This window comes from Streptomyces sp. NBC_00258 (assembly GCF_036182465.1).
Classification (GTDB): Bacteria; Actinomycetota; Actinomycetes; order Streptomycetales; family Streptomycetaceae; genus Streptomyces.
The window spans coordinates 5,160,287-5,185,094 of record NZ_CP108081.1 but is presented as its reverse complement, the minus strand read 5'-3'; the positions used below and the strand labels follow the sequence as shown (position 1 = coordinate 5,185,094).

Genomic DNA, 24,808 nt, shown 5'->3' with positions numbered 1-24,808 from the left:
TCAGCCGCCCTGACGCAGTAGTAAGCGAGCCGACTGGTCATCGGCTGTCGCACGAGCCGGGGTTCCCCCCGTACCCACGGCTCAGTGCACAGTGGCGCGGGCGGGACACGTTCCCCCGGTCCCGCCCGCGCCCACGCACTCTTCCCGCCGCGGGTTCCTCACCAGTAGACGACGACCTTGTCGCCGTTCCTCACCTGGGAGAACAGCGCCGCGATCTTCCCTTCGTCCCGTACGTTCACGCAGCCGTGCGAGGCTCCGTAGTAGCCCGTCGCCGCGAAGTCCGAGGAGTAGTGGACCGCCTGTCCACCGCTGAAGAACATCGCGTACGGCATGGGTGAGTCGTAGATCGTCGACACATGGTGGCGCGACTTGAAGTAGACGTTGAAGACACCTTCCCGGGTCGGCGTGTACTGCGAGCCGAAGCGCACGTCCATCGTCGAGACCGTGCGGCCGTCGATCATCCAGCGCAGGGTGCGGCTCGTCTTGCTGACGCACAGCACCCGGCCCGTCATACAGCGCGGGTCGGGCGTCGCGGCCGGCTGACCGCCCGACGCGTACAGCTCCCACTTGCCGGGCTCGCGCGTCATCTTCAGCAGCCGCTGCCATGTCACGGTGTCCGTCTTCCCGGTCTTCGGCAGGCCCCGCTTGCCCTGGAAGCCCTTCACCGCGGTGACCGTCGAGCCGTCGTACGTCCCTGTCGGACCCTCGAAGAGCCAGAGGACCTGACGCAGCCGGGCCTGCAGTTCCCGTACGTCCCTGCCCTGATCGCCCTTCGACCACAGGGTCCTGGGGGCGGGCGTCGGCGGCGCGGCGGGCTTCGGCTTCGAGGGCTTGGCGTCGTCCGGGGAAGCGCCGGGTGTGGGAGACGTACCGGCCGGTGTCTTCCCGGCCGGTGTCTTCCCGGCGGGGGTCTGTCCGCCGGACGTCCCTTCGGCGGGCGTGCCAACGGTCTGGACGGTGCATCCGCTCACCGCGACGAGCGCCGCCATCGTCGTCGCCACCGCGCCTGTTCGCCACATGACCGGTATACGCATCCGAACCCCCCGTTGCTCACCGACCCCCGGTGGTGCGTCGTGCCCCCTGAGATGTTTCCCGCGCGTGCCCGGTTGCGAACTACGCGGCATTGTTGAGGGCGGAGGCCCGTCCCGGTCCAGTGGGAGGCAGACATCATGGCGCGTGAGTCGGAGTCCGGGCTGCCCATCGAGCCGGTGTACGGGCCGGATGCCCTGGAGGGCTGGGATCCGGGGGAGAGGCTGGGCGAACCGGGTGGGTATCCCTTCACGCGGGGTGTCTATCCGTCGATGTACACCGGTCGGCCGTGGACCATGCGGCAGTACGCCGGGTTCGGTACGGCCGTCGAGTCCAATGCCCGTTACCGGCAGCTGATCGCGCACGGCACGGCGGGTCTGTCGGTGGCTTTCGACCTGCCCACGCAGATGGGCCATGACTCGGATGCCCCGATCGCGTCGGGTGAGGTCGGCAAGGTGGGGGTGGCGGTCGACTCGGTCGAGGACATGCGGGTGCTGTTCGACGGGATTGCGCTGGACCGGGTGTCGACGTCGATGACGATCAACGCGCCCGCCGCGCTGCTTTTGTTGATGTACCAGCTGGTCGGTGAGGAGCAGGGTGTGCCGGCCGGCCGGCTGACCGGCACGGTCCAGAACGATGTGCTGAAGGAGTACATCGCGCGCGGTACGTACATTTTCCCGCCGAAGCCGTCGTTGCGGCTGATCGCGGACATCTTCCGGTACTGCCGGGCCGAGATCCCGCGGTGGAACACCATCTCGATCTCCGGTTACCACATGGCGGAGGCGGGTGCCTCGCCCGTGCAGGAGGTCGCGTTCACTCTGGCCGACGGTATCGAGTACGTGCGTACGGCGGTGGCGGCCGGGATGGACGTGGACGATTTCGCGCCCCGGCTGTCGTTCTTCTTCGTGGCCCGTACGACGCTGCTGGAGGAGGTCGCCAAGTTCCGGGCGGCGCGCCGGATCTGGGCGCGGGTGATGCGTGAGGAGTTCGGGGCGCAGAGTCCCAAGTCGCTGATGCTGCGCTTCCATACGCAGACGGCCGGGGTGCAGCTGACGGCGCAGCAGCCGGAGGTGAACCTGGTGAGGGTGGCGGTGCAGGGTCTGGCCGCGGTTTTGGGCGGTACCCAGTCGCTGCACACGAACTCCTTCGATGAGGCGATCGCGCTGCCGACGGACAAGAGCGCGCGTCTGGCGTTGCGCACTCAGCAGGTCCTCGCCCATGAGACGGACGTGACCGCGACGGTCGATCCGTTCGCGGGCTCGTATGTGATCGAGAGGATGACCGACGACGTCGAGGCGGCCGCGCTCGACCTGATGGGCCGGGTCGAGGAGCTGGGGGGTGCGGTCGAGGCCATCGAGCAGGGTTTCCAGAAGGGGGAGATCGAGCGCAACGCGTATCGGATCGCCCAGGAGACCGATTCGGGTGAGCGGGTCGTGGTCGGTGTCAACCGGTACCAGCTCGACGTCGAGGAGCCGTACGAGCCGTTGCGGGTGGATCCGGCGATCGAGGCCCAGCAGGCCGAACGGCTGGCCAGGCTGCGTGCCGAGCGTGATCAGCCGGCGGTGGACGCGGCCCTGGCCGCCCTGAAGAAGGCCGCCGAGGGCCAGGACAACGTCCTGTATCCGATGAAGGACGCGCTGCGGGCCCGGGCGACGGTCGGCGAGGTGTGCAACGCCCTGCGCGAGGTGTGGGGGACCTACGTGCCGAGCGACGCGTTCTGACACCGCTGCCGGACACCGCTCCCGGACACCGTTCACGGCGTCTCGGCGGGGCGGTTCGCGCGGCGCGCACGACGGCCGTCCCGCAAGGTGAAACCCCGGGGCGGAGTGTCGTACCCGCGTGCGACACTCCGACCATGCTTGGCGTAATCGACCTCCCCACGTACCTCGCGGGCCTCGTGCTGATCGTCCTGCTGCCCGGGCCCAACTCCCTCTATGTGCTGTCCGTCGCCGCGCGGCGGGGCATCAGGACCGGATACCGGGCCGCCGCGGGCGTCTGGTGCGGGGACGCCGTGCTGATGACGCTGTCGGCGGCCGGAGTCGCGTCGCTGCTGCAGGCCAACGCACTGCTGTTCGGGATCGTGAAGTACGCGGGCGCCGGATATCTGACCTGGCTGGCGGTCGGCATGCTGCGGGCCGCGTGGGGCATGTGGCGGACCCGGAAGGAGCGGACCGAGTCGCAGGAGGCCGCCGCCCCGGCCGCCGAGGAGCGGCCCTTCCGGCGGGCACTCGTCATCAGCCTGTTCAACCCGAAGGCGATCCTGTTCTTCGTCGCCTTCTTCGTGCAGTTCGTCGACCCGGCGTACGCCTACCCCGCCCTGTCCTTCGTGGTGCTCGGCGCCTTCGCCCAGCTGGCGAGCGTCCTCTACCTCAGCGCGCTGATATTCGGCGGTACGAAGCTGGCGGCGGCCTTCCGTCGGCGCAGGCGGCTCTCCGCCGGTGCCACCTCCGCGGCCGGCGCCCTCTTCCTCGGCTTCGCCGTGAAGCTCTCCCTCGCCAGCACCGTCTAGCCGACGGCCGCCGACCCGGCCCGGTCATCGGCGCCCGGACCCACGCCCACACCCGCCGCGTACTCCGCCAGCCCCTCCGCGGTCGCGCCCGCCCAGCCCACGTAACCGTCGGGCCGGACGAGGAACACCCCGGTTCCGTATGCCTCGTAGGCCGGGATCCGGACCGTGCGGGCCGCGAGTCCGGGCAGCTCGGTGTCCGTGCCCACCGCGAGCAGCGTCCAGTGCGGACCCCGGAACGCGTCGAAGAGGCGTACGCCGCCGCGGGTGCCGTCCGGTGCGCGGTCGCCCGCGTGGAGGGCGTCCTCGGACAGGCCCTCCCGGGTCTCCCTCGCGAGGGAGGAGCCCCGGTAGCCGAGGCCGAGCTGCTGTGTGGCCGCGCCGCGTCGGACCTCGCCCCGGTGGACGCCGGTGGAGAGACCGAGCATGTGCGCGGCGATCGGCAGCCGCTCCTCCTCGTACGAGCCGAGGAGGGACTCGGGAGCCTCGCCCCGCAGGACGGCCGCGAGCTTCCAGCCGAGGTTGTAGGCGTCCTGGACGCTGGTGTTCAGGCCCTGTCCGCCCGCCGGTGAGTGGACGTGCGCCGCGTCGCCCGCGAGGAACACCCGCCCCTGTCGGAAACGGTCCGCCATCGCGGCCCGCGGCCGGAAGTCGGAGGCCCAGCGCACCTCGGTCACGTCGTCGGCCGCGAGGTGCGTCCGCGTGGCGACCAGCTTCCGCATGCCGTCGAGGGACAGGTCCGGTTCGGCGGCCGGGTCCTCGAAGCCGCCCGCCAGCTGGAAGTCCTCCGTGTGCGGCAGCGGGCAGATCGCCAGGAAGCCCTCGCCGTCGGCGGGCGGGAACACATGCCAGTTGTCGCGGTCGAGTCCGCGGATCCGCAGGTCCGCCACCAGCGCCGGACCCGGGTCCACGGTCTCCCCGGTCATGCCGATGCCGAGCGCGCGGCGCACGGCCGAGCGGCCGCCGTCCGCGGCGACGGCGTAGCGGGCCCGGACCGGGGCGCCGGAGGCGAAGGCCGCGGTCACGCCGTCCGCGTCCTGGGAGAGGCCGGTCAGCTCCCGGCCGAAGGCCACGCTCCCGCCCAGCTCCTCCAGACGCGCGAACAGGATCTCCTGCGTGCGCCACTGCGGAACCATCCACGGGACGCCCGCGTAGGGCTCGGCCTCCGTCGTCTCCGTCTCGTCGAACATCCGGTGCTCGCCCTGCCGGGTCCCGTCCTGCCAGATCATCCCAACGGGATACAGGCCGCCCCCAGCCCAGATCGCGTCCAGCACGCCGAGGTCCTCGAACACCTCCAGGGTCCGAGGCTGGATGCCCTTGCCGCGCGAGCCGGGGAAGAGCTCGCCGGCCCGCTCGACGACGAGGGCGCGCACCCCCCGCCGGGCGAGGTCGACCGCGAGGGCGAGCCCGGTGGGGCCCGCGCCGACGATCAGCACGTCCGTGTCTGCTGTGTCCTTGTGTTCCTGCGTATGCGTGGCCATAGCCGCACTCCTTAACGCTGTTAAGTTCGCTGCTCTTCGAGAGTGGCCTTAACGCCGTTAAGCTGTCAAGTGTGAATACGGAACGCCGAGCGCCCCTCGACCGCAAACGCGTCGCGGACACCGCCCTGAAGCTGCTGAACGAGGTGGGCCTGGACGGCCTCAGCCTGCGGGCCATCGCGAAGGAGCTGGACGTCAAGGCGCCCGCTCTGTACTGGCATTTCAAGGACAAGCAGGCGCTGCTCGACGAGATGGCGACCGAGATGTACCGCCGGATGATCGCCGGCACCGCCCTCGACCCGGACGACACCTGGCAGGAGCGGCTGCGCAAGTCCAACAGGGGGCTGCGGACCTCGCTGCTCGGCTACCGCGACGGCGCGAAGGTGTTCAGCGGCTCACGCTTCACCGGCATCGAGCACGCCGGGCAGATGGAGGAGAGCCTGCGCCTGTTCACGGCCGCCGGTTTCACCCTCGCCCAGGCGGTCCGCGCGACCTCGACGACGTACCTCTACACCCTCGGTTTCGTCACCGAGGAACAGGGCGTCGAGCCACTGCCCGGCGAACGCCGAGAGGGCTACGACGTACACGAACGCGCCCGCCTGATGGCCGACTATCCCTTGTCGGCGCAGGCGGGCGCGGAAATCTTCGAGAACTACGACCAGCACTTCGAGGAGGGCCTGGACCTGGTGATCACGGGCATCGAGGCGCGCTACCGGGCCCCGTGAGGGGCAGCGCCCCGAAGGGGGCGCGGGGAACTGCGCGACCGGCCACGACGAACCCGCGGCCGACGAACCACCCTTCAAGCGCGCGAAGCGCCTAGCCGCGCTCCGCGCGCTTGGCGGCCCGGCTCCGCCGCACAGCCCGCGTGACGACCGGCGGCAGCAGGTCGAGGGCGAGACGCCGGGTACGGGACCGCCCGGCGCCACGGACCGCGGTCCGGGCCGGGGCCTGCGCGGCGGCCGGAGTGGACTGCCGGACGGGCTCCGGGACGGGCTCCACGAAATGGCGCGAACGCGGGAAGGGCGGCGGCTTCATGCCCTGTGACCTGGTCCGGATCAGCCGATGCCCCGCGGCCATCTGCACACTCAGACCGAAGTCGTCCCGCTCCTTGATCATGGCGAGGAGCTTCTCCTGGAGCGGCTCGGGGTCGCCCCAGGTCCCGTACAGCTTCTGGGTGCTCAGGCAGATGGGCCGCAGGCCTCGGTTGAGCACGGCCTCCCACGCGGCGACCGAGACCCCGGGGGTGTGCTCGGAGCGGAAGTCGTCGAGGACGACGATGCCGCCGGGCAGCAGGATGTCGTGGGCCGCGCCGATGTCGCCGTGGACGTGCTCGTACAGGTGCGAGGCGTCGATGTGGACGAAGCGACAGGTCGTGGGGGAGACCTCCTTGGAGATCACGGAGCTCGGTCCCTGGATGACCGTCGGCAGCGTGTCGTGGAACGAGAGATAGTTCCGCTCGAAGATCTGCCTCGTCAGCGACGCGTACGACTTCGTCGCCTCGGCACGGTTGGACTCGTCCGGCGCGTCCCCCTCGAACAGGTCGCACACCGTGAACTTCTCGTCGTCCCTCAGGTGGTGGCCGAGGAGGATCGCGCTCTTGCCCATGTAGACGCCGAGTTCCAGCAGATCGCCTTGTATCCCCTCCGTCTCCTGCTGTTCGAGCAGCCAGGTGAAGAGCACCTGGTCCAGCGGCGGGAACCAGCCCGGGACGTCCTTGAGCTCGCCGGGGTGACTGGGGGTCTGCTGTGAGTTGGCCATGTGATGAGTCTTCTCCCTCGGTACGTGGCGAACTTTCGAGGACCTGAATGTCCGGTGAACAGAGCGCGTGTCGTCGCTGGGGAACGCGGCGTCAGCGCGGCTTGGAGAGCATCGTGCGCATGCGGGGTGTCAGCGGGTCCTCGACGAACCGGTTGAGGAGCCAGGCCAGGGTGAGCATCGACAGAACCGTCAGGGGCAGGGTCGCGTACGCCGGGATGTCCAGCTTCTGGTGGTACGCCTCGATGGCGACCCAGCCCAGGTGCTCGTGCACCAGGTAGAAGGGGTATGTCAGGGCGCCCGCGACCGTCAGCCAGCGCCAGTTCGCCCAGTTCAGCCATCCCAGGGCGATCACGGCGACGGCGACGAAGCCGAACGTGACGACGAGGACGATTCCGAACGAGGTGCGGTAGGAGAAGAAGTCCGGGTTCGGCGCGTGCCACAGCCCGCGCACCGCCTGGTGCTGGCCGATCAGCCAGCTCACGATCACGATGCCCCAGGCGTACGCGTCGTGCCGGTCGCGGTGGACCAGGTAGAGGCCGATCCCGCCGATGAAGAACGGCGCGTACTCCGGCATCAGGACCAGGTCGAGCAGCGGCTCGTCCGCGGCCTGGGTGAGCGCCGCGGCCAGGGTCCAGACCGCGCAGAACATGATCACGCGCTGCCGGGTCGCGCCCGGCATCACGACGCACAGCGCGAACAGCGCGTAGAAGCGGACCTCCGCCCAGAGCGTCCAGCAGACCCCGAGCACCCGGTCCGCCCCGAGCGGCTGCTGCATCATGGTCAGGTTCACCAGCGTGTCGCTCGGTGAGACCGTCTTGTACGCCACCACGGGCAGTGCGAACACCAGCGTCACGATGACGATCGCCGCCCAGTACGACGGCAGCAGCCGGGACGCCCTGGAGGCGAAGAACGAGCGCAGCGGCCTTCCCCAGCCGCTCATGCAGATCACGAAGCCGCTGATGACGAAGAAGACCTGCACACCCAGACAGCCGTACGCGAACCACGAGTGCAGCGTCGGGAACTGGGCCTTCGCGGAGGTTCCCCAGGCCTGTGTGACCTCGCCGCCGCGACCGCCGTAGTGGTACGCCGCCACCATCAGCGCGGCGATCAGCCGCAGCCCGTCGAGGGCCCGCAGCCGGTTCTCCCGCGGCCTTTTCACCTGTGGCGGGCTGGGCCTGTCGGCTGCCGGGAGGACGGCACGGACCACCGTGCCCACGGACGTCGTACGTGTGTCCTCGGGAATGTCGGTCACGGGTCCCCTCAACGGCCGTTCTGTGAAGTCGTGCGTACTGCGGGCCGTGGATTCCGTGACCCGGGGCCTCCGAGGGCCTCAGCTAATTCACAGCACATTAGTCCGACTCACAGGTGGGGCCCGGTTGAAGAACTGATCATTCCCTGACCGGACCCCAGGAATTCACCGTCTGTTTGTTCTCATTTCCCGGAGGAACTCAGCGGCGTACTGCTTTCTTCAGCGAGCGCGCGCGGCGGGCCACCCGGCGCACCGCCGCGTTGCGCGGAAGGAACGCCAGCTGCGCCGGGACCGCGCCCGGCAGCGCCAGCGAGGTGAGGCGCTTGCGCTTGAAGTACCGCCAGGTGTGCGTGTTCAGATGCTTCGTCAGATAGGTCTCGGCGGCCGGGCGCAGGTCCGGGTAGATCTTCGGCTGCATCGCGTAGCCGACGGCCCGCACGAGGTCGGTCAGGCCCTGCTCGTCCGTGCCCCGGCGCTGCTCGGTGACCGCCTTGCGGTCGGTCAGGTCCGGCAGCAGCGCGTCGACGACCGTCACCGGCACGCGGTTGCTGTTCTCGTACGGCGTCAGACGGTCGAGGAGGGTGGCGGTGCCGACGCGGGCGACCGGCAGGCCGTACAGCGCGTAGGCCGTGAGCAGTGCCGTGGAGAAGCATCCGACGACCAGGGCGGGACGCATCCGCTGGTAGAGGACCTCGGCGAGGACCGGGGTGTCGAGCACCGTCAGGTCGGCGCCCAGCTTCTCGGCCTCCTTCTCCAGGCCGCGGGTCCAGCGGGCCGGCGCGGAGGGGTGCGGCTTGAACACCACGCGGGTGTGGCCGAGTTCGACGGCACCCTTCAGCATCCGTACATGGAGGTCCTCCTCCTGCTCGGGCGTGAGGATGCCGAGCGCGGAGAGGTACTGGCCGAGGAGCAGGGCCGGTTCGTCGACCACCGGCAACGCGTCACCCGTGTCGACCAGTTCGGCGAGCACCTTCACGAAGGCGTCCGTCGGCACGATCTCCGAGTCCACACCGAACTCCGTGAGCAGGAGTGGCCGCAGCCCCGGGACCAGGTCGAGGTGGAGCAGCCGGTCCACGCGGGTGCCGACCAGCGGGTCGATCTTGTTGCGCGTGGGGCCGTAGCTCATCAGCCCGTCCGCGTACACGGTGACGGGCGCGCCGGTGAAGATCTGCGTGACGCCGAGCGCCGGATTGACCTGGATCGACTCGACGGCGAGTTCCACGGGGTCGTCGCCCAGCCCCCACGCGAGGCGCAGGTGCCGCTCCCAGATCGGGACGTCGTCGAGCCGGGGGGCCCAGCCGCCCGGATGGAAGGGCGAGATGGTCTCGTTCCACGACACCACGTCGTCGAACCGCTCGCGCAGCCGCTCGAACCCGGGCATCTCGTCGACACCGGGTGTCGTCTCGGGCGTCGTCGTGTTGTTGCAGACGAGCAGGATGCGGCGGTCCGCCGGCGCGAAACAGTCGGAGTCGAGGGCGGCGGCGAGCGTGGCCGTGCCGTACAGCGTCGACGCCAGGAAGATCTGCGTGGTCACGCGGCGACCCCCGCGGCGGCCGGGCGGCGGCGCAGCCGGCGCAGCCTGGTGGCCCGCTGGATGTCCATGGAGTCGAGGGCCTCGTCGAGGACGTTCTGCGGCATACGGCGCAGTGCCGCGGCGCTCATCGACTTCAGTTTCCGTGCCACCTGTGGCTCGAACCTTTCGATGGATCCCAGATGATGGGAAATAATCGCGCAATATGTGCGCACGGCCTTGGGAAGCAGTTTGTCCGCGTCCGGGTCCTGCGCGGTTTCCACGACGACCTGGTCGAACGCGCGAATGAAATCGAGCTGGCGCACATCGCCGATCTGGGTCAGCGAGGACGCGACGCCCCGCCGGTAGAACACCCCGAGCAGCCCCACCGTGGCGAACGACTCGGCCTCCCGGTGGAGCTTCCAGATCCACGGCCGGTCCTCGGCCGTGCGCAGCCCGTCGGTGAAGTGCAGCAGGCCCCGGTCGACCAGCCGGCGGTGGTAGATGCCCGCCCACGCGTACGCGTAGTCGACGGAGGTGGACCGGTCGGCGGGCAGGATCGCCTCGCGCGGATTCAGCACGACACCGCGCCTGCCGTGCGGCACCCGGTGGATGGCGCGGGCCCGCGCGGTGCACTGGACATGGTCGGTACGGACGAAGTCGCACCCCAAGTCCTCGATGGAGGCCAGGAGTTGCTCGTAGTAGCCGGGGGCCAGCCAGTCGTCCCCGTCGAGGAACGTGAGATATTCGCCGCGTGCCGCGTCGATGCCCGTGTTGCGCGCGGTCGCCAGCCCTCCGTTCTGCTCGTGTCTGACATGCACCGCGCCCGGGAGCTCGCGCTCCGCGCGCGCGAGAATGTCCGGGGTCTCGTCGCGCGAACAGTCGTCGACGAGAATGAATTCGAAGTCCTCGCGTGCGTTCGCACGCAGACTCCTCAGGGTGTCGGGTGCGTATTGCTGCACGTTGTAGAACGGCACGATGACGGAGAGCTTGACCACCCGAGTGACGTTAGGCGGCGGCCCGGCATTCGTCTTGACCGCCGGTGAGATGCAAGGTGAACGACGCGTGGCGGATTGGTGAATCGGGTCTTTTCCGCTGCCGATCCGAGGCCGATTCGCCATTCGGCTCTGTGCTGTTAACCCTTTGTTGCATTCTGGTTGGGCCGCACATCGGAATCGCTTCCTAGCGTCTTGGACGTGCCAGCAAGTACCCCGAAGTCCCTGCGAGTCGCCGTCCTCGCCGATTCCGACACCCGGTGGAAATGGGGCTCGCTCACCGCGAACCGCATCGCACCGGCCGATTCGGACATCAGGCTCGACGGCTACCTCCTGCGTGGCCGTGCGACCCCCACCGCCCGACAGCTCGAAGAGGTCGGCGTGCGCGCGGACTCCCTCCGGGAGGTCACCGCCGTGGAGTTCCTGCGGGAGATGGCCCGCCCCTCCGAGGGGGCCGAGGGAGCGCCCGCGTACGACCTCGTCGTGCTCTCCCTCGTCGGCGGCGCCGTCCAGGCCATGCTGCACGGACTCTCGTACCAGTGGCGGGAGCGCTTCGGACCGGGGCGCGTGAAGCGGCCCGTCGTCGTCACCGGCTACGTCGGGGTCGTCTACGAGAAGCTCGCCGACGGTCTGCTGCTGCGGCACGGCGCGGACCTCGTCCTCGCCAACTCCCGCCAGGACGCGGACCGTTTCACCAGCGTGTACGAGGGAGTGGGCGCCGACGCCTCCTCCGTGACCGAGGTCGCGCTGCCGTTCCTCGGCGGCGCCGCCTACGAGAAGCACGACCCGTACACGGTCGTCTTCGCCGCGCAGCCCTCCGTCCCGGAGAGCCGCAAGGACCGTACGTACCTGCTGAACCGGCTGGTGAAGCACGCCCGGCTGCACCCGGACCGCGAGGTCCTGCTGAAGCTGCGCTCCAAGCCGGGCGAGCACACCACGCACATCGAGGAGCAGCCCTACCAGCGCCTCGCGGAGCGGATCCCGGGCGGCCCGCCCGCCAACTTCCGCCTCGTGTACGGGCACATGGGCGAGGTCCTCGACCGTACGGACCTGCTGGTCACCATCAGCTCCACGGCGGCCCTGGAGTCCCTGCACCGCCGGATCCCCACCGTCGTTCTCACCGACCTCGGAGTGCGCGAGTCGCTCGGCAACCACCACTTCGTGGGCTCCGGGTGCCTCGCCTCCTGGGACCAGCTGGACGCCGGGCACGAGCCGTCGCCCGACGAGCAGTGGGTGGGCCGGCAAGGAGTGGCCGCCGACGGATCGTACGAGACGGCCTTCGACGCGGCACGCGAGCGCATCGCGAAGCTGCTCGGCCAGGGCGGACTCACCGCCCTCGCCCCCTACTACACCCCCGCCACCGCGCCCGGCTATCTGCCCGGCATCCTCGCCCGCCACCACCTCGGCCCGGACGGCAGCCCGCTGCCCGGCGCCCCCGACGCCGACAAGGAACCGGGCCCCGTGCGGCAGATCGTTCGCCGGGCGGCCCGGGGTGCCTACCGGCACGGCGTGCAGCGCGTGGCGCCCGTCATCCGGCGAATGGGCGAGCTGTGACCGCCCTCCCTACGGATCCGCGAGCCGCGGGCGTCCAGAACCCTCCTCAAGGAGTACAGCCAATGACCAACTCGCAAGCGGGCCAGGCGACAGCGGGCCGGGCGAAGCCGGTGCGCCGGGTGCTCGCGGTGATCCCCGCGCGGGGCGGCTCCAAGGGCGTCCCCGCCAAGAACCTCCTCCCCGTCGGGGGCGTACCGCTGGTGGCCCGCGCGGTGCGCGAGTGCGTCGCGTCCCGGCTCGTGACGGACGTCGTGGTCTCCACCGACGACCAGGCGATCGCCGCCGCCGCCCGCGAGGCCGGCGCGGAGGTCGTGCTCCGCCCCGCCGCCATCGCCGGCGACACCGCCACCTCCGAGGCCGCCGTCCTGCACGCCATGGACGCCCACGAGGCGCTGCACGGCTCCGCCGTCGACGCCGTACTCCTCGTGCAGTGCACCAGCCCCTTCATCATCCGCGAGGACATCGACGGGGTGGCCGGCGCGGTCGTCGAGAACGGCGCGGACACCGCGCTGACCGTGGCGCCCTTCCACGGGTTCATCTGGCGGGACGCGGACGACGACCCGACCGCCGTCGACACCGAGCGCACCCGGGCCGTCGGCGGCGGCACGGCAGTCGCCAACGCCACGGCCACGGACGGCGGTTACGGCGTCAACCACGACAAGTCCTTCCGCCCGCGCCGCCAGGACCGCCCCCAGGACCTCCTGGAGACCGGCGCCGCCTACGCCATGAACGCGGCGGGGCTGCGCGAGCACAAGCACCGCTTCTTCGGCCGTACGGAACTCGTCCGCACCGACCCCGCCCGGGTCCTGGAGATCGACGACCCGCACGACCTCGCCCGTGCCCGGGCCCTCGCGCCGCTCTTCGACGCGAACCGGCCCGGCACCCTCCCGACCGCAGAAGACATCGACGCGGTCGTCCTCGACTTCGACGGCACCCAGACCGACGACAGGGTGCTGATCGACTCCGACGGACGGGAGTTCGTCTCCGTGCACCGCGGAGACGGACTCGGCATCGCGGCCCTCCGCAAGAGCGGCCGGACGATGCTGATCCTGTCCTCGGAGAAGAACCCGGTCGTCGCCGCCCGAGCCCGGAAGCTGCAGATCCCGGTGCTCCACGGCATCGACCGGAAAGACCTCGCACTGAAGCAGTGGTGCGAGGAGCAGGGCATCGCGCCAGAGCGCGTGCTCTACGTCGGCAACGACGTCAACGACCTCCCGTGCTTCGCCCTCGTGGGCTGGCCCGTGGCGGTCGCGAGCGCCCACGACGTCGTACGCGGCGCCGCACGCGCGGTCACCACCGTTCCCGGCGGCGACGGCGCGATCCGAGAGATCGCCAGCTGGATCCTCGGCCCTTCTCTCGACTCCCTCGACAAGTAAGGAACTTCTCCACCATGAGCACCAACTCCCGTCTGCGCCAGTTCGGTTCGAAGACCGCCGGCCCGGGTCACCCCGTCTACGTCGTCGGCGAGATCGGCATCAACCACAACGGCTCCCTCGAGAACGCCTTCAAGCTGATCGACGCCGCCGCCGAGGCCGGCTGCGACGCCGTGAAGTTCCAGAAGCGCACCCCGGAGATCTGCACCCCGCGCGACCAGTGGGACATCGAGCGCGACACCCCCTGGGGCCGCATGACCTACATCGACTACCGCCACCGCGTGGAGTTCGGCGAGGACGAGTACCGCCAGATCGACGAGTACTCCAAGTCGAAGAACATCGCCTGGTTCGCCTCCCCGTGGGACACCGAGGCCGTCGCCTTCCTGGAGAAGTTCGACGTCCCCGCCCACAAGGTCGCCTCCGCCTCCCTCACGGACGACGAGCTGCTGCGCGCCCTGCGCTCCACCAACCGCACGGTCATCCTCTCCACCGGCATGTCGACGCCGAAGCAGATCCGCCACGCGGTCGAGGTCCTCGGCAGCGACAACATCCTGATGTGCCACGCCACGTCGACCTACCCGGCGCAGGCCGAGGAGCTCAACCTCCGCGTCATCAACACCCTCCAGGCGGAGTTCCCGAACGTCCCGATCGGCTACTCCGGCCACGAGACGGGCCTGCAGACCACCCTCGCCGCGGTCGCCCTGGGCGCCACCTTCGTCGAGCGTCACATCACCCTCGACCGCGCGATGTGGGGCTCCGACCAGGCCGCCTCCGTCGAGCCGCAGGGCCTGACCCGCCTCGTCCGCGACATCCGCACCATCGAGGCCTCCCTCGGCGACGGTGTCAAGAAGGTCTACGAGTCCGAGCTCGGCCCGATGAAGAAGCTGCGCCGCGTCCCGGGCGTCGTCGCCGAGGCCGAGATCGCGGCGGCGGCGGGCGAGCCGGTCGCGGTCTGAGTCACCTCCGAATCCCGATCAGGATCAAGGGAAAGCGACGGTCCTACGTCGATGAGTCCCCGCGCCGGGTCCACCGGCCCCCAGTCACCCGCCACCCTGGCTTTCGTGGAGAGCCCGGTGCAGCTCCTGAACGTCCTGGAGTGGGCGCATGCGCATGCCCTGAGGGCGGCTGCCCTCAGGATCACGGGCGAGCCCTCCGGACCCCCGGGTCCGGAGCTGGGAGCCGGCAGGCCCGGCGGGAACGGCAGGTTCGGCCGGTCGGGCCGGCCCGGCGGCGCCGGCAGGACCGGCGGCACCCGCGGGGTCAGCAGGCCCGACGGGGCCGGGGCGGGGCTCAGCCTCGTCGTCCTCTCGCCCACCGACCCGATGACCCGCGGACAGCTCCGGCGCATGGCCGAGCTGGCGCGCGACGAGGGGTACGACGTGCGCTGGGAGGAGGCGCGGGGCGGTGCGACGGCCCCCTTCCACACGGTAGGGGGGCTCGCCCCGCTCCTGCGACGCGCCGAGCGGATCGTCATGGGCGACCCGTTCTCCCGCTACGTACAACTGCTGCTCAGCATCACCCGGGCCCGTGACCTCGTCGTCGTCGACGACGGGACCGCGACGATGGAGTTCGTCTCCCAGCTCGCCAAGGGCGAACGGCTGGTGCGCTGGCACCGGCGCGGCGGTCGTCCCGGGGCCCGCGACCTGGTCTTCGCACCGGTCTCGGCCCGGGCCCGCCGCCGGCTCACGCCGGGGAACGGACGGCGGGTGGAGGTCTTCTCCTCCATGCCGATCACCGAGACGCCCGAGGGCGTCACCATCACGGCCAACGACTTCTCCTGGACCCGGTCCAGGTTCGGCCCGCCCCGGATCACGAAGGGCGCCGACCTGGTCGGAACGTCCCTGGTGGAGACGGGAGTCGTGGACCCCGACCGCTACCTGGAAGCGGTGAAGGGGCTCGCCACGACCTATGGCGCGACCCGTTACTTCGCCCACCGCCGGGAGAGCCCGGACAAGCTGCACCGGCTGGCGGTCGAGACCGGCCTGGAGATCGTCCGCCCGGACCTCCCCCTCGAACTGATCGCCCGCCGCGGCCCCATCGGCCGTACGATCCTGAGCTTCCCGTCGACCGTGGTGCACACGCTGCCCCTCGCGCTGGTCGGCACGGAGGTCAAGGTCGCGGTGTGCGACATCGACCCGGCCTGGCTCACGGAGAGCGCCTCTCCCCGGGCCCAGGGCTTCCTCTCGGGCGTCACCGGCACGGCCCGCGACGTCCACCGGCTGTCGGCCGTCTCGACGGCCACCTGAGGTACCCCGAGGGGTACCTGGTTGGACGCAGGGTGCGGGCCGCCTGTGGCCGATCGCGCAGTTCCCACTCACCCGCACCCGACACACAACCCAGAGCCGCCTTGCCGTCCGTCAGGTGAACAGAACCGGCCACGGCCACGTATGCGTGGTATGCGTAGAGAAGCTGTTCCCGGAGACCCGGGAATGGGCGTCGCCGCCCGGGGGTTCTCCCATCAGGAGACCTGGATCACGATCCATCCGGCCACACAAGATCCACACGGCCGAAAAGCCGGGCGAGTGTACCCAGCCCAGTCAATATCTATGCGCCACGCGGCCAGGTTTTCTTCCCCAATCGGGTTGAAGTTTTGTTGATCGTGGGTCAGTTGGCCGTCGCGTCGCCCTACCCTTCAGAGGGTGAACCAACTGATGTCCCGAGATTCCGAGGCCGACCAGCCCGGGGAAGCCACGCTCCCCGGCACGCTCCCTGGTGCGCTCGCAGGCGCCCTGCCGGGCGCACTCCCCGGCACGCTGCCCGAGGCACTCCGCACGGAGCTCGTGGCGTTCCGCCGCGACCTGCACATGCACCCGGAGCTCGGCAACCAGGAGTTCCGCACCACCGCCGCCATCAAGGCGCGACTGGAGCGGGCCGGCCTTCACCCCCGCGTGCTCGCCATCGGGACCGGACTCATCTGTGACATCGGCGACCCGGACCCCGCGCGTCCGATGCTCGCCCTGCGTGCCGACATCGACGCCCTGCCCATCCCGGACACGAAGACCGAGTGCGCGTACCGCTCGACCGTGCCCGACCGGGCCCACGCCTGCGGCCACGACATCCACACGACCGTGGTGCTCGGGGCCGGCCTCGTCCTCGCCCAACTGCACGAGCAGGGCCTGCTCAACAGGGCCGTGCGCCTGATCTTCCAGCCCGCCGAGGAAGTACTGCCCGGCGGTGCTCCGGACGTCATCGAGTGCGGGGTACTGGACGGCGTCGGCCGGATCGTCGGGGTGCACTGCGACCCGAAGGTCGACGCGGGCCGGATCGGACTGCGGCACGGCCCCATCACCTCCGCCTGTGACCGGCTGGAGGTGTCGCTGGACGGGGCCGGCGGGCACACCGCACGGCCGCACCTCACCACCGACCTCGTGACCGCCGCCGCCCGCGTCGTCACGGACGTGCCCGCCCTGGTCGCCCGCCGGGTCGACGCGCGGGCCGGCCTCGCCGTCACCTGGGGACGGATCGAGTCGGGCCACGCCTGCAACGTCATCCCGCAGCACGCCGAGCTCTCCGGGACCGTACGGTGTCTGGATCTCGCCTCCTGGCGGGCCGCACCCGATCTGGTGCACGCCGCCATCGACGAGATCGCGAACCTGTACCGGGCCAAGTCGGAGATCAACTACATCCGAGGGGTGCCGCCGGTCGTCAACGACCCGGACACCACCGACCTGCTGCGGGACGCCATGGCCGCGCGGCGCGGACTCCACTCCGTGGAGGACACCGAGCAGAGCCTCGGCGGCGAGGACTTCTCCTGGTACCTGGAGCACGTGCCCGGGGCCATGGCCAGGCTCGGAGTGCGCACACCGGGGGAGCGGACCGTGCGGGATCTGCACCAGGGCGACTTCGACGCCGACGAGTCGGCGATCACCGCGGGAGTGGAGCTCTTCACCGCGGCAGCCCTCCTCGACGCCGGGGCCTGACCGGCGGGCGCGGCCGGTCCTTCCGGTCGCGCCGCGTACCCCGTCGCAGTAGCGTGGTGCACTGTCAAGAACCACTCGTGTCGTCACGCGGACTCCACCGTGCCGGTTGCGGAGCGTGACTGCCGTGGTGGGTGTTGCGTCCCTATGTGCGCCTTTCGATCCCGGGGTTCACAAGGACGTAACCGGCCATCGGCACGAATGGATAACGGCCAAGCGCTACCCCGTTCCCTCAAGGGTCTACGCGCGTTAATGTGCGCCGAACTCAGCACCCACTGCGGGGCTTGGAGAATGGGGAACTTCAGATGCGTCGGATATCCAGCCTGACCCGCGTCGCGGTGGGGGTCGCGTCGCTGGCACTGGCGGCGACCGCCTGTGGCGGCACCAGCAGCGACAGCAGCAGTAGCGACAGCAGCGAGAGCAAGGGTGGCAAGGGCCTTGCCATCGCGTACGACGTCGGCGGCAAGGGCGACCAGTCCTTCAACGATGCCGCGTACGCCGGTCTGGAGAAGGCGAAGAAGGAGTTCGGCTACCAGACCGCCGACATCGAGCCCACCGACGGCGAGACGGACGCCGACAAGGAGCAGCGCCTGGTCTCGCTGGCCAAGCAGGGCTACAACCCGGTCGTCGGCGTCGGCTTCGCCTACGGCCCCGCGCTGGAGGCCGCCGCCAAGAAGTACCCGAAGACCAGCTTCGGCATCGTGGACTCCGTGGTCGAGGGCGACAACGTCGCGTCGCTCGTCTTCGCCGAGCAGGAGGCCTCGTACCTCGCCGGTGTCGCGGCCGCCAAGGCCACCAAGACCAACACGGTCGGCTTCGTCGGCGGTGTGGACATCCCGCTGATCCACAAGTTCGAGGCCGGCTACACGCAGGGCGTCAAGGACACCAAGCCCAGCGTGAAGGTCCTCTCGCAGTACCTGACGCAGACCGCCGAGGAGGGCGGCTTCTCCAGCCCCGACAAGGGCAAGGCCGCGGCCGAGGGCCAGCTGGAGAAGAACGCGGACGTCATCTACCAGGCCGCCGGCCTGTCCGGCCAGGGTGTCATCGAGGCCGCGGCCAAGAAGAAGGTCTGGGCGATCGGTGTCGACTCCGACCAGTACAAGCAGGAGGCGCTGGCCGCGTACAAGGACTACATCCTGACGTCGGCGCTCAAGGACGTCGGCGGCGCGGTGTACTCCCTCGCCAAGTCGGTCGAGGACGGCAAGCCGCTGACCGGTGTCCAGACCTTCGACCTGAAGGTGGACGGCGTCGGCCTCGCCGACAGCAACCCGAAGATGGGCGAGATCGCCGGTCTCACGGACGCGGTGGCCAAGGCCAAGGCGAGCATCATCGACGGCACCATCAAGGTGAAGACCGAGTAGTCCTGAGGGCGGGCCCCCGGGCCCGTCACCGCCCGAACGGGCGAAGCAGTCGAACTCACACAGAGCGGGCGGGCATCCTCGATGCCCGCCCGCTCTGGTGTTCCCCTCGCAGGTCATCCGCCATGGGCGGACCTTTGCGGTCGGCAAGCCCGCAGCCGGTCCGCGGGAGCCCTCGGGCACAGCCGCATAACAAGGTGGACAGAGGGGGTTCTCTCGCGGGTCTACGCGCGTTAATCTGCGGCGAAGCCAGCGCCGAAGGTGTTCCGCCCGGCGCTTGTACAAGCTTGTACGACAGGAGCACAACACATGCGCCGGGTTCCCCGCATCGCGCTCGCAGGCGCAGCGGCCGCCTCTTTCGCCCTCGTCCTCTCCGCCTGTGGCGGTACGTCGACCTCCTCCGGTTCGTCGGAGTCGAAGGGCGACAAGGGCCTCGCCATCGCGTACGACGTCGGCGGCAGGGGCGACCAGTCCTTCAACGACGCCGCGTACGAGGGCCTGAAGAAGGCGAAGGGCGAGTTCGGCTACGAGACCGCCGACATCGAGCCCACCGACGGTGAGACGGACGCCGACAAGGAGCAGCGGCTCGTCTCGCTGGCCAAGCAGGGCCACAACCCGGTCATCGGCATCGGCTACGCCTACGCGCCGGCCGTCAAGGCGGCCGCGGAGAAGTACCCCGACACCACCTTCGGCATCGTCGACGACTCCACCATCGAGGCGGAGAACGTCGCGGACCTGGTCTTCTCCGAGCAGGAGGCCTCCTACCTCGCCGGTGTCGCGGCCGCCAAGGCGACCAAGACCAACACGGTCGGCTTCGTCGGCGGCGTGGACATCCCGCTGATCCACAAGTTCGGGGCGGGCTTCGCGCAGGGCGTCAAGGACACCAAGCCCGGCGTGAAGGTCCTCTCGCAGTACCTGACGCAGACCGCCGAGGAGGGCGGCTTCTCCAGCCCCGACAAGGGCAAGACGGCCGCCGAGGGCCAGATCGAGAAGAAGGCCGACGTCGTCTACGCGGCGGCCGGTCTGTCGGGTCAGGGTGTCATCGAGGCCGCCTCCGCCGACAAGGTGTGGGCGATCGGTGTCGACTCCGACCAGTACAAGCAGGAAGCTCTGGGCAAGTACAAGGACGCCATCCTCACCTCCGCGACGAAGGATGTCGCCAAGGCGGTGTACAACCTCGCGAAGTCGGTCGAGGACGGCAAGCCCGAGACCGGTATCGTCAGGGGCGACTTGAAGTCCGGTGAGGTCGGCCTCGCGGACTCCAACCCGAAGTTCAAGAGCGACACCGCGGTCCAGGAAGCCGTTCAGGCGGCCAAGGAGAAGATCATCGGCGGCGAGATCAAGGTCAAGTCCAGCTGACAAGCAGTACCTCAGGAGCAGCTCGGCGATCCGGGAAGTCCGGACATCGGTCTTCCCCGGAATCGCTCGTAACCGCGGGGTTACGTCCGCTCAACGGGGTACGGGGAGCCTGGCTCCCCGTACCCCGTTCTCGCGGCGCGTCGGCCCCTCATGTTGCCGTAGGGGCGCTACGCGCGTAGACGACCCCCTTTCCCTTCAGGAGAGTGCGCCATCAACGCGTCCAGCAGTCCTCCGGCCGGCGCGGTCAACGGATCGGTGACCGCAGTCGAACTCGCCGGGATCACCAAGCGGTTCCCCGGCGTCGTGGCCAACCACGACATCCACCTCAGCGTCCGCAAGGGCACGGTCCACGCGCTCGTCGGCGAGAACGGCGCCGGCAAGTCGACGCTGATGAAGATCCTCTACGGCATGCAGAAGCCGGACGAGGGGACCATCGCCGTCGACGGGGACCAGGCCACCTTCTCGTCGCCCGCCGACGCCATCGCCCGCGGCATCGGCATGGTCCACCAGCACTTCATGCTCGCCGACAACCTCACCGTCCTGGAGAACGTCGTCCTGGGCAGCGAGAAGTCGTACGGCATCGGCGCCAAGGCCCGTCGCAGGATCGTCGAGCTCTCCGAGCGCTACGGCCTCGGCGCGCGGCCCGACGCCCTCGTCGAGGAGCTCGGCGTCGCCGACCGCCAGCGCGTGGAGATCCTCAAGGTCCTCTACCGCGGCGCCCGGATCCTCATCCTCGACGAGCCCACCGCGGTCCTCGTGCCGCAGGAGGTCGACGCGCTCTTCGCCAACCTGCGTGAGCTCAAGTCCGAGGGCCTGTCGGTCATCTTCATCTCGCACAAGCTGGGCGAGGTCCTGGCGGTCGCCGACGACATCACGGTGATCCGCCGGGGCACGACGGTCGGCACGGCCGTCCCGTCCGAGACCACCTCGCGCCAGCTCGCCGAGCTGATGGTCGGCAGCGAACTGCCCACCCCGGAGACCGCCGAGTCCACGGTCACCGACCGGCCGGTGCTCACCGTCGAGGACCTGCGCCTGGTCGCCCCGGGCGGCAAGGCACTGCTCGACGACATCAGCTTCACCATCCACGAGGGCGAGATCCTCGGCCTCGCCGGTGTCGAGGGCAACGGCCAGACCGAGCTGATCGAGGCCCTCATCGGCCTCAAGGCGGCCGACTCCGGCACCATCACGCTGGCCGCCGAGGAGATCACCTCCTGGGCCACCCGCAGGCGCCGCGAGCAGGGCATCGGCTACATCCCCGAGGACCGCCACCGCCACGGCCTGCTCCTGGAGGCCCCGCTCTGGGAGAACCGCATCCTCGGCCACGTCACCGAGAAGCCCAACGCGAAGGGCGTCTGGCTCGACATCAAGGGCGCCCAGGACGACACGCGCCGCATCGTCGAGGCGTACGACGTCCGCACGCCCGGCATCGACGTCACCGCCGCCTCGCTGTCCGGCGGCAACCAGCAGAAGCTGATCGTCGGCCGGGAGATGACCCACAAGCCGCGGTTCCTGATCGCCGCCCACCCCACCCGGGGTGTGGACGTCGGCGCACAGGCCGCGATCTGGGACCACATCCGCGAGGCCCGCCGCGAGGGCCTGGCCGTCCTGCTGATCTCCGCCGACCTGGACGAGCTCATCGGCCTCTCCGACACCCTCCGGGTGATCTACAACGGCAAGCTGGTCGCGGACGCCGATCCGGCGACCATCACCCCGGAGGAGCTCGGCTCGGCCATGACCGGCGCCGCCTCCGGACACCTCGAGAACGAAGAGCTCGTGGAACAGCTCGAAGAGCAGGCAGAGCTCGAAGAGCATGCCGAGACGCCGGCCGACGGCCCGGCAGACGCCCCGGAAGACGAGGCCCGCTGATGAAGAAGTTCGACAAGGAGCGACTGCTCCTCGCGGTGGCCGGACCGGTCATCGCGCTCGTCGTGGCCGTGGCGCTGACCTCGGTCGTGCTGATCGCCTCGGGGAAGAACCCGTTCGAGCCGTACTCGATCATGTTCGAGCAGGCCACGTTCTCCGACATCCAGGTCCTGATCATCAACCAGGCCTCGCTGTACTACATCGCGGCGCTCGCGGTGGCCATCGGCTTCCGGATGAACCTGTTCAACATCGGCGTGGACGGCCAGTACCAGCTCGCCGCCATGATGGCCGCGGTGGTCGGTGCCCACGCCAGCCTGCCGGCGGTCCTCCAGGTCCCGCTGCTGCTCCTCACCGCCGTGCTCACCGGCGCCTTCTGGTCCGGCATCGCCGGTGTCCTCAAGGTCACCCGAGGGGTCAGTGAGGTCGTCGCGACGATCATGCTGAACGCGATCGCGACCTCCGTCATCGCCTACTTCTGGCTGCCCAACGTCTTCGGCGTCAAGGTCGGCAACAACAACACCACCGGCGAGATGCACGAGTCCGGCTGGATCCCCGGCTTCGACATGGGCGACGCCGGCGAGATCTACGGCCTCGTCGTCCTCGCGGCCCTGCTCGGCATCGGCTACTGGGTCGTCCTCAACCGCACCCGCTTCGGCTTCGACCTGCGCGCCTCCGGCGCCTCGGAGACCGCCGCCGCGGCCAGCGGTGTGAACCCCAAGCGCATGGTCCTCACCGCCATGCTGATCTCCGGCGGCCTGGCCGGTCTCGCGGGCCTGCCGATCCTGCTCGGCGACTCGCACACGTACAGCCTGAACTTCCCGACCGGCATCGGCTTCCTCGGAATCGGTATCGCCCTGCTCGGCCGCAACAACCCGACGGGCATCGCCTTCGCGGCCCTCCTCTGGGCCTGGCTGGACAAGGCCTCGCCCGAGCTCGACTTCCACGGGTACGACAAGGAGATCGCGGTCATCATGCAGGGCCTGATCGTGATCGCGGTCGTCGTCTCGTACGAGGCCGTGCGCGAGTGGGGCCTGCGCCGCCAGCAGCGCCGCGTCGGCGCCGAACTCGCGGCGGGCCACGTGCTCGGCGCCACCTCCGACAACTCGACCCAGAAGGAGGTGGCCGGACGATGACCACCGTGACCGACCTCAACCAGCCCTCGCTGCAGCCCACGGCGCCCAAGGGCCGCCGGCTCACGCTCCCCGTCCTTCTGCTGGTCATCGCGGGCGGCCTCGCGCTGACCTCGATCGTCCGCATCATCACCGGCGCCGACGGCATCACCAACGTCAGCCAGATGTCGACCGCGCTCGAACTGGCCGTCCCGATCGGCCTGGCCGGTCTCGGCGGACTGTGGGCCGAGCGCGCGGGCGTCGTCAACATCGGCCTCGAAGGCATGATGATCCTCGGCACCTGGTTCGGCGCCTGGGCCGGCTACCAGTGGGGACCGTGGAACGGCATCCTCATCGGCATCATCGGCGGCTGCGTCGGCGGCCTGCTGCACGCCATCGTCACGGTCACCTTCAACGTCAACCACATCGTCTCCGGTGTGGCCATCAACATCCTGGCCCTCGGCGCCACCCGCTACCTCGCCCCGCTCGCCTTCGAGGGCGTGCAGGGCGGCTCGGCCAAGCAGTCCCCGCCGGTCGAGTCGATCGGCAACTTCACGGTGCCGGGGCTGTCCGACGCGCTCGTCGACCTCAACGACAAGGGCTGGTTCTTCATCTCGGACCTCGCCGGTCTGCTCGGCGGTCTGGTCACCAACGTGTCCTGGCTGACCCTGATCGCGATCGCGCTCATCCCGGCCACCTGGTGGATCCTGTGGCGCACCGCCTTCGGCCTGCGCCTGCGGTCCTGCGGCGAGAACCCGGTCGCGGCGGAGTCGCTCGGCGTCAACGTCTACAAGTACAAGTACCTGGCCGTGATCATCTCCGGCGGCCTGGCGGGCCTCGGCGGTGTCTTCCTCTCCATCGTCGCCAACCCCTTCTACCTGGAGGGGCAGACCAGTGGCCGCGGCTACATCGGTCTCGCGGCGATGATCTTCGGCAACTGGATGCCGGGCGGACTCGCCCTCGGCGCGGGCCTGTTCGGCTACACCGACAGCCTCAACCTGCGCGGCGGCGCCGAGAACGTCCACGCGCTGCTGCTGCTCGGCGCCATACTGCTGGCCATCGGCGCGATCTGGCTGCTGGTCAGGAAGAGGTACGTGCCCGGCGTGATCACCCTGGCTGTCGGCGTCCTGGTGTTCACCTGGTACTCGCTCACCGACGTGGTGCCGAACCAGGTCGTCTCCGCCACGCCGTACGTCATCACGCTGCTCGTCCTCTCCCTGTCCGCACAGCGGCTGCGGATGCCGAAGGCGGACGGCATGCCGTACCGGCGGGGGCAGGGCAAGTGACGTCCGCCGAAACCGGGTCCGGGCCCGAGGTCGACTGGGAGTCCCTGCGGGAGGTGGCCCGCGAGGCCATGTCCCGTGCGTACGCCCCGTACTCGGGCTTCCCGGTCGGTGTCGCGGCCCTGGTCGACGACGGCCGGGTGATCTCCGGGTGCAACGTCGAGAACGCCTCGTACGGGCTCGGGCTGTGCGCCGAGTGCGGACTGGTCGCGCAGCTCCACAACACCGGGGGCGGCCGGCTCACGCACTTCACCTGCGTGGACGGCCGCGGCGAGATCCTGGTCCCGTGCGGCCGCTGCCGCCAGCTGCTGTACGAGTTCGGCGGCCCCGATCTGATCATGGAGACGCCGGCCGGGATCCTGCCGCTCTCGGAGATGCTTCCGCAGGCCTTCGGGCCGGGGCACCTCCGCAAGTAATTCACTGTCGGCCCCCCGGTGTTCGGAGTCCCTGTGCCTCCAGGACACCGG

The 24,808-nt window shown here is 70.0% G+C and carries 20 protein-coding genes; 14 read left to right on the top strand and 6 right to left on the bottom strand.

Annotation, left to right across the window (positions count from 1 at the left end):
• Positions 1-158: 158 nt before the first annotated feature.
• On the bottom strand, positions 159-1,034 hold the full coding sequence (locus tag OG718_RS23015) for a L,D-transpeptidase family protein (protein ID WP_260695317.1): 876 nt from the start codon (positions 1,032-1,034) through the stop codon (positions 159-161).
• 135 nt (positions 1,035-1,169) lie between these two features.
• On the opposite strand from OG718_RS23015, the gene OG718_RS23010 reads away from it, so the two are divergent.
• Both OG718_RS23010 and leuE read left to right on the top strand, forming a co-directional pair.
• Complete coding sequence (locus OG718_RS23010) at positions 1,170-2,750, top strand: acyl-CoA mutase large subunit family protein (protein ID WP_306938393.1); 1,581 nt, start codon at positions 1,170-1,172, stop codon at positions 2,748-2,750.
• A gap of 134 nt (positions 2,751-2,884) precedes the next feature.
• Positions 2,885-3,538 (top strand): leucine efflux protein LeuE, encoded by a 654-nt coding sequence (leuE, locus tag OG718_RS23005; protein ID WP_143644532.1) that lies wholly within the window; start codon positions 2,885-2,887, stop codon positions 3,536-3,538.
• On the opposite strand, the gene OG718_RS23000 is transcribed toward leuE, so the two are convergent.
• The gene (locus OG718_RS23000) at positions 3,535-5,016 is read right to left on the bottom strand and encodes an FAD-dependent oxidoreductase (RefSeq protein WP_328845047.1); all 1,482 of its coding nucleotides are present in this window, start codon (positions 5,014-5,016) and stop codon (positions 3,535-3,537) included. The genes leuE and OG718_RS23000 overlap by 4 nt on opposite strands.
• A 71-nt stretch (positions 5,017-5,087) precedes the next feature.
• Here OG718_RS23000 and OG718_RS22995 point away from each other — a divergent pair, with 71 nt between their 5' ends.
• Positions 5,088-5,738 carry a TetR/AcrR family transcriptional regulator C-terminal domain-containing protein gene (locus tag OG718_RS22995; RefSeq protein ID WP_143644530.1) on the top strand — a complete coding sequence of 217 codons (651 nt, stop codon included), beginning with the start codon at positions 5,088-5,090 and terminating at the stop codon, positions 5,736-5,738.
• 91 nt (positions 5,739-5,829) lie between these two features.
• Here the strand turns inward: OG718_RS22995 and OG718_RS22990 are convergent, their stop codons facing one another.
• The 4 genes from OG718_RS22990 to OG718_RS22975 form a co-directional block, all read right to left on the bottom strand.
• A complete protein-coding gene (locus tag OG718_RS22990; RefSeq protein ID WP_143644529.1) occupies positions 5,830-6,771 on the bottom strand; it encodes a class I SAM-dependent methyltransferase in 942 nt (313 codons plus the stop codon).
• A gap of 91 nt (positions 6,772-6,862) precedes the next feature.
• Positions 6,863-8,023: an acyltransferase family protein gene (locus OG718_RS22985; RefSeq protein ID WP_443055137.1), complete on the bottom strand. Its 1,161-nt coding sequence runs from the start codon at positions 8,021-8,023 to the stop codon at positions 6,863-6,865.
• A 196-nt stretch (positions 8,024-8,219) separates the two neighbouring features.
• Positions 8,220-9,554, bottom strand: a complete 1,335-nt coding sequence (locus tag OG718_RS22980) for a polysialyltransferase family glycosyltransferase (RefSeq protein ID WP_328845046.1) — start codon at positions 9,552-9,554, stop codon at positions 8,220-8,222.
• The gene (locus OG718_RS22975) at positions 9,551-10,528 is read right to left on the bottom strand and encodes a glycosyltransferase family 2 protein (RefSeq protein ID WP_143644526.1); all 978 of its coding nucleotides are present in this window, start codon (positions 10,526-10,528) and stop codon (positions 9,551-9,553) included. Before OG718_RS22975 ends, OG718_RS22980 begins: the two co-directional genes overlap by 4 nt.
• Before the next feature lie 198 nt (positions 10,529-10,726).
• Here OG718_RS22975 and OG718_RS22970 point away from each other — a divergent pair, with 198 nt between their 5' ends.
• The 11 genes from OG718_RS22970 (at position 10,727) to OG718_RS22920 (ending at position 24,757) form a co-directional block, all read left to right on the top strand.
• Positions 10,727-12,079: a DUF6716 putative glycosyltransferase gene (locus OG718_RS22970; protein ID WP_143644525.1), complete on the top strand. Its 1,353-nt coding sequence runs from the start codon at positions 10,727-10,729 to the stop codon at positions 12,077-12,079.
• A gap of 62 nt (positions 12,080-12,141) precedes the next feature.
• A complete protein-coding gene (locus tag OG718_RS22965) occupies positions 12,142-13,455 on the top strand; it encodes an N-acylneuraminate cytidylyltransferase (protein WP_143644524.1) in 1,314 nt (437 codons plus the stop codon).
• A gap of 14 nt (positions 13,456-13,469) precedes the next feature.
• Positions 13,470-14,408 (top strand): N-acetylneuraminate synthase family protein, encoded by a 939-nt coding sequence (locus OG718_RS22960; protein WP_055611272.1) that lies wholly within the window; start codon positions 13,470-13,472, stop codon positions 14,406-14,408.
• A gap of 51 nt (positions 14,409-14,459) precedes the next feature.
• Positions 14,460-15,698 (top strand): hypothetical protein, encoded by a 1,239-nt coding sequence (locus OG718_RS22955; protein WP_143644523.1) that lies wholly within the window; start codon positions 14,460-14,462, stop codon positions 15,696-15,698.
• A gap of 405 nt (positions 15,699-16,103) precedes the next feature.
• Positions 16,104-17,372, top strand: coding sequence for an amidohydrolase (locus OG718_RS22950; RefSeq protein WP_143644522.1), 1,269 nt, complete (start codon positions 16,104-16,106; stop codon positions 17,370-17,372).
• Positions 17,373-17,674: 302 nt separating this feature from the next.
• Positions 17,675-18,730, top strand: coding sequence for a BMP family lipoprotein (locus tag OG718_RS22945; RefSeq protein WP_055611269.1), 1,056 nt, complete (start codon positions 17,675-17,677; stop codon positions 18,728-18,730).
• Between the two features lie 306 nt (positions 18,731-19,036).
• Positions 19,037-20,086, top strand: a complete 1,050-nt coding sequence (locus tag OG718_RS22940; RefSeq protein WP_143644521.1) for a BMP family lipoprotein — start codon at positions 19,037-19,039, stop codon at positions 20,084-20,086.
• Positions 20,087-20,341: 255 nt separating this feature from the next.
• Positions 20,342-21,952 (top strand): ABC transporter ATP-binding protein, encoded by a 1,611-nt coding sequence (locus OG718_RS22935; protein WP_143644520.1) that lies wholly within the window; start codon positions 20,342-20,344, stop codon positions 21,950-21,952.
• Positions 21,952-23,082, top strand: coding sequence for an ABC transporter permease (locus OG718_RS22930; protein ID WP_055611266.1), 1,131 nt, complete (start codon positions 21,952-21,954; stop codon positions 23,080-23,082). Before OG718_RS22935 ends, OG718_RS22930 begins: the two co-directional genes overlap by 1 nt.
• Positions 23,079-24,344, top strand: coding sequence for an ABC transporter permease (locus tag OG718_RS22925; protein WP_143644519.1), 1,266 nt, complete (start codon positions 23,079-23,081; stop codon positions 24,342-24,344). The genes OG718_RS22930 and OG718_RS22925 overlap by 4 nt, the downstream gene beginning before the upstream one ends.
• A complete protein-coding gene (locus OG718_RS22920) occupies positions 24,341-24,757 on the top strand; it encodes a cytidine deaminase (RefSeq protein ID WP_260695898.1) in 417 nt (138 codons plus the stop codon). Before OG718_RS22925 ends, OG718_RS22920 begins: the two co-directional genes overlap by 4 nt.
• Positions 24,758-24,808 lie beyond the last annotated feature (51 nt).

What these genes read in the sequence shown, in the direction of transcription:
- OG718_RS22955 (WP_143644523.1), top strand. Translation starts at nt 14,460, where the DNA reads ATGAGTCCCCGCGCCGGGTCCACCGGCCCCCAGTCACCCGCCACCCTG.
- OG718_RS23015 (WP_260695317.1), bottom strand. Translation starts at nt 1,034, where the DNA reads ATGCGTATACCGGTCATGTGGCGAACAGGCGCGGTGGCGACGACGATG.
- OG718_RS23010 (WP_306938393.1), top strand. Translation starts at nt 1,170, where the DNA reads ATGGCGCGTGAGTCGGAGTCCGGGCTGCCCATCGAGCCGGTGTACGGG.
- OG718_RS22950 (WP_143644522.1), top strand. Translation starts at nt 16,104, where the DNA reads ATGTCCCGAGATTCCGAGGCCGACCAGCCCGGGGAAGCCACGCTCCCC.
- OG718_RS22965 (WP_143644524.1), top strand. Translation starts at nt 12,142, where the DNA reads ATGACCAACTCGCAAGCGGGCCAGGCGACAGCGGGCCGGGCGAAGCCG.
- OG718_RS22940 (WP_143644521.1), top strand. Translation starts at nt 19,037, where the DNA reads ATGCGCCGGGTTCCCCGCATCGCGCTCGCAGGCGCAGCGGCCGCCTCT.
- OG718_RS22990 (WP_143644529.1), bottom strand. Translation starts at nt 6,771, where the DNA reads ATGGCCAACTCACAGCAGACCCCCAGTCACCCCGGCGAGCTCAAGGAC.
- OG718_RS23000 (WP_328845047.1), bottom strand. Translation starts at nt 5,016, where the DNA reads ATGGCCACGCATACGCAGGAACACAAGGACACAGCAGACACGGACGTG.
- leuE (WP_143644532.1), top strand. Translation starts at nt 2,885, where the DNA reads ATGCTTGGCGTAATCGACCTCCCCACGTACCTCGCGGGCCTCGTGCTG.
- OG718_RS22925 (WP_143644519.1), top strand. Translation starts at nt 23,079, where the DNA reads ATGACCACCGTGACCGACCTCAACCAGCCCTCGCTGCAGCCCACGGCG.
- OG718_RS22960 (WP_055611272.1), top strand. Translation starts at nt 13,470, where the DNA reads ATGAGCACCAACTCCCGTCTGCGCCAGTTCGGTTCGAAGACCGCCGGC.
- OG718_RS22930 (WP_055611266.1), top strand. Translation starts at nt 21,952, where the DNA reads ATGAAGAAGTTCGACAAGGAGCGACTGCTCCTCGCGGTGGCCGGACCG.
- OG718_RS22945 (WP_055611269.1), top strand. Translation starts at nt 17,675, where the DNA reads ATGCGTCGGATATCCAGCCTGACCCGCGTCGCGGTGGGGGTCGCGTCG.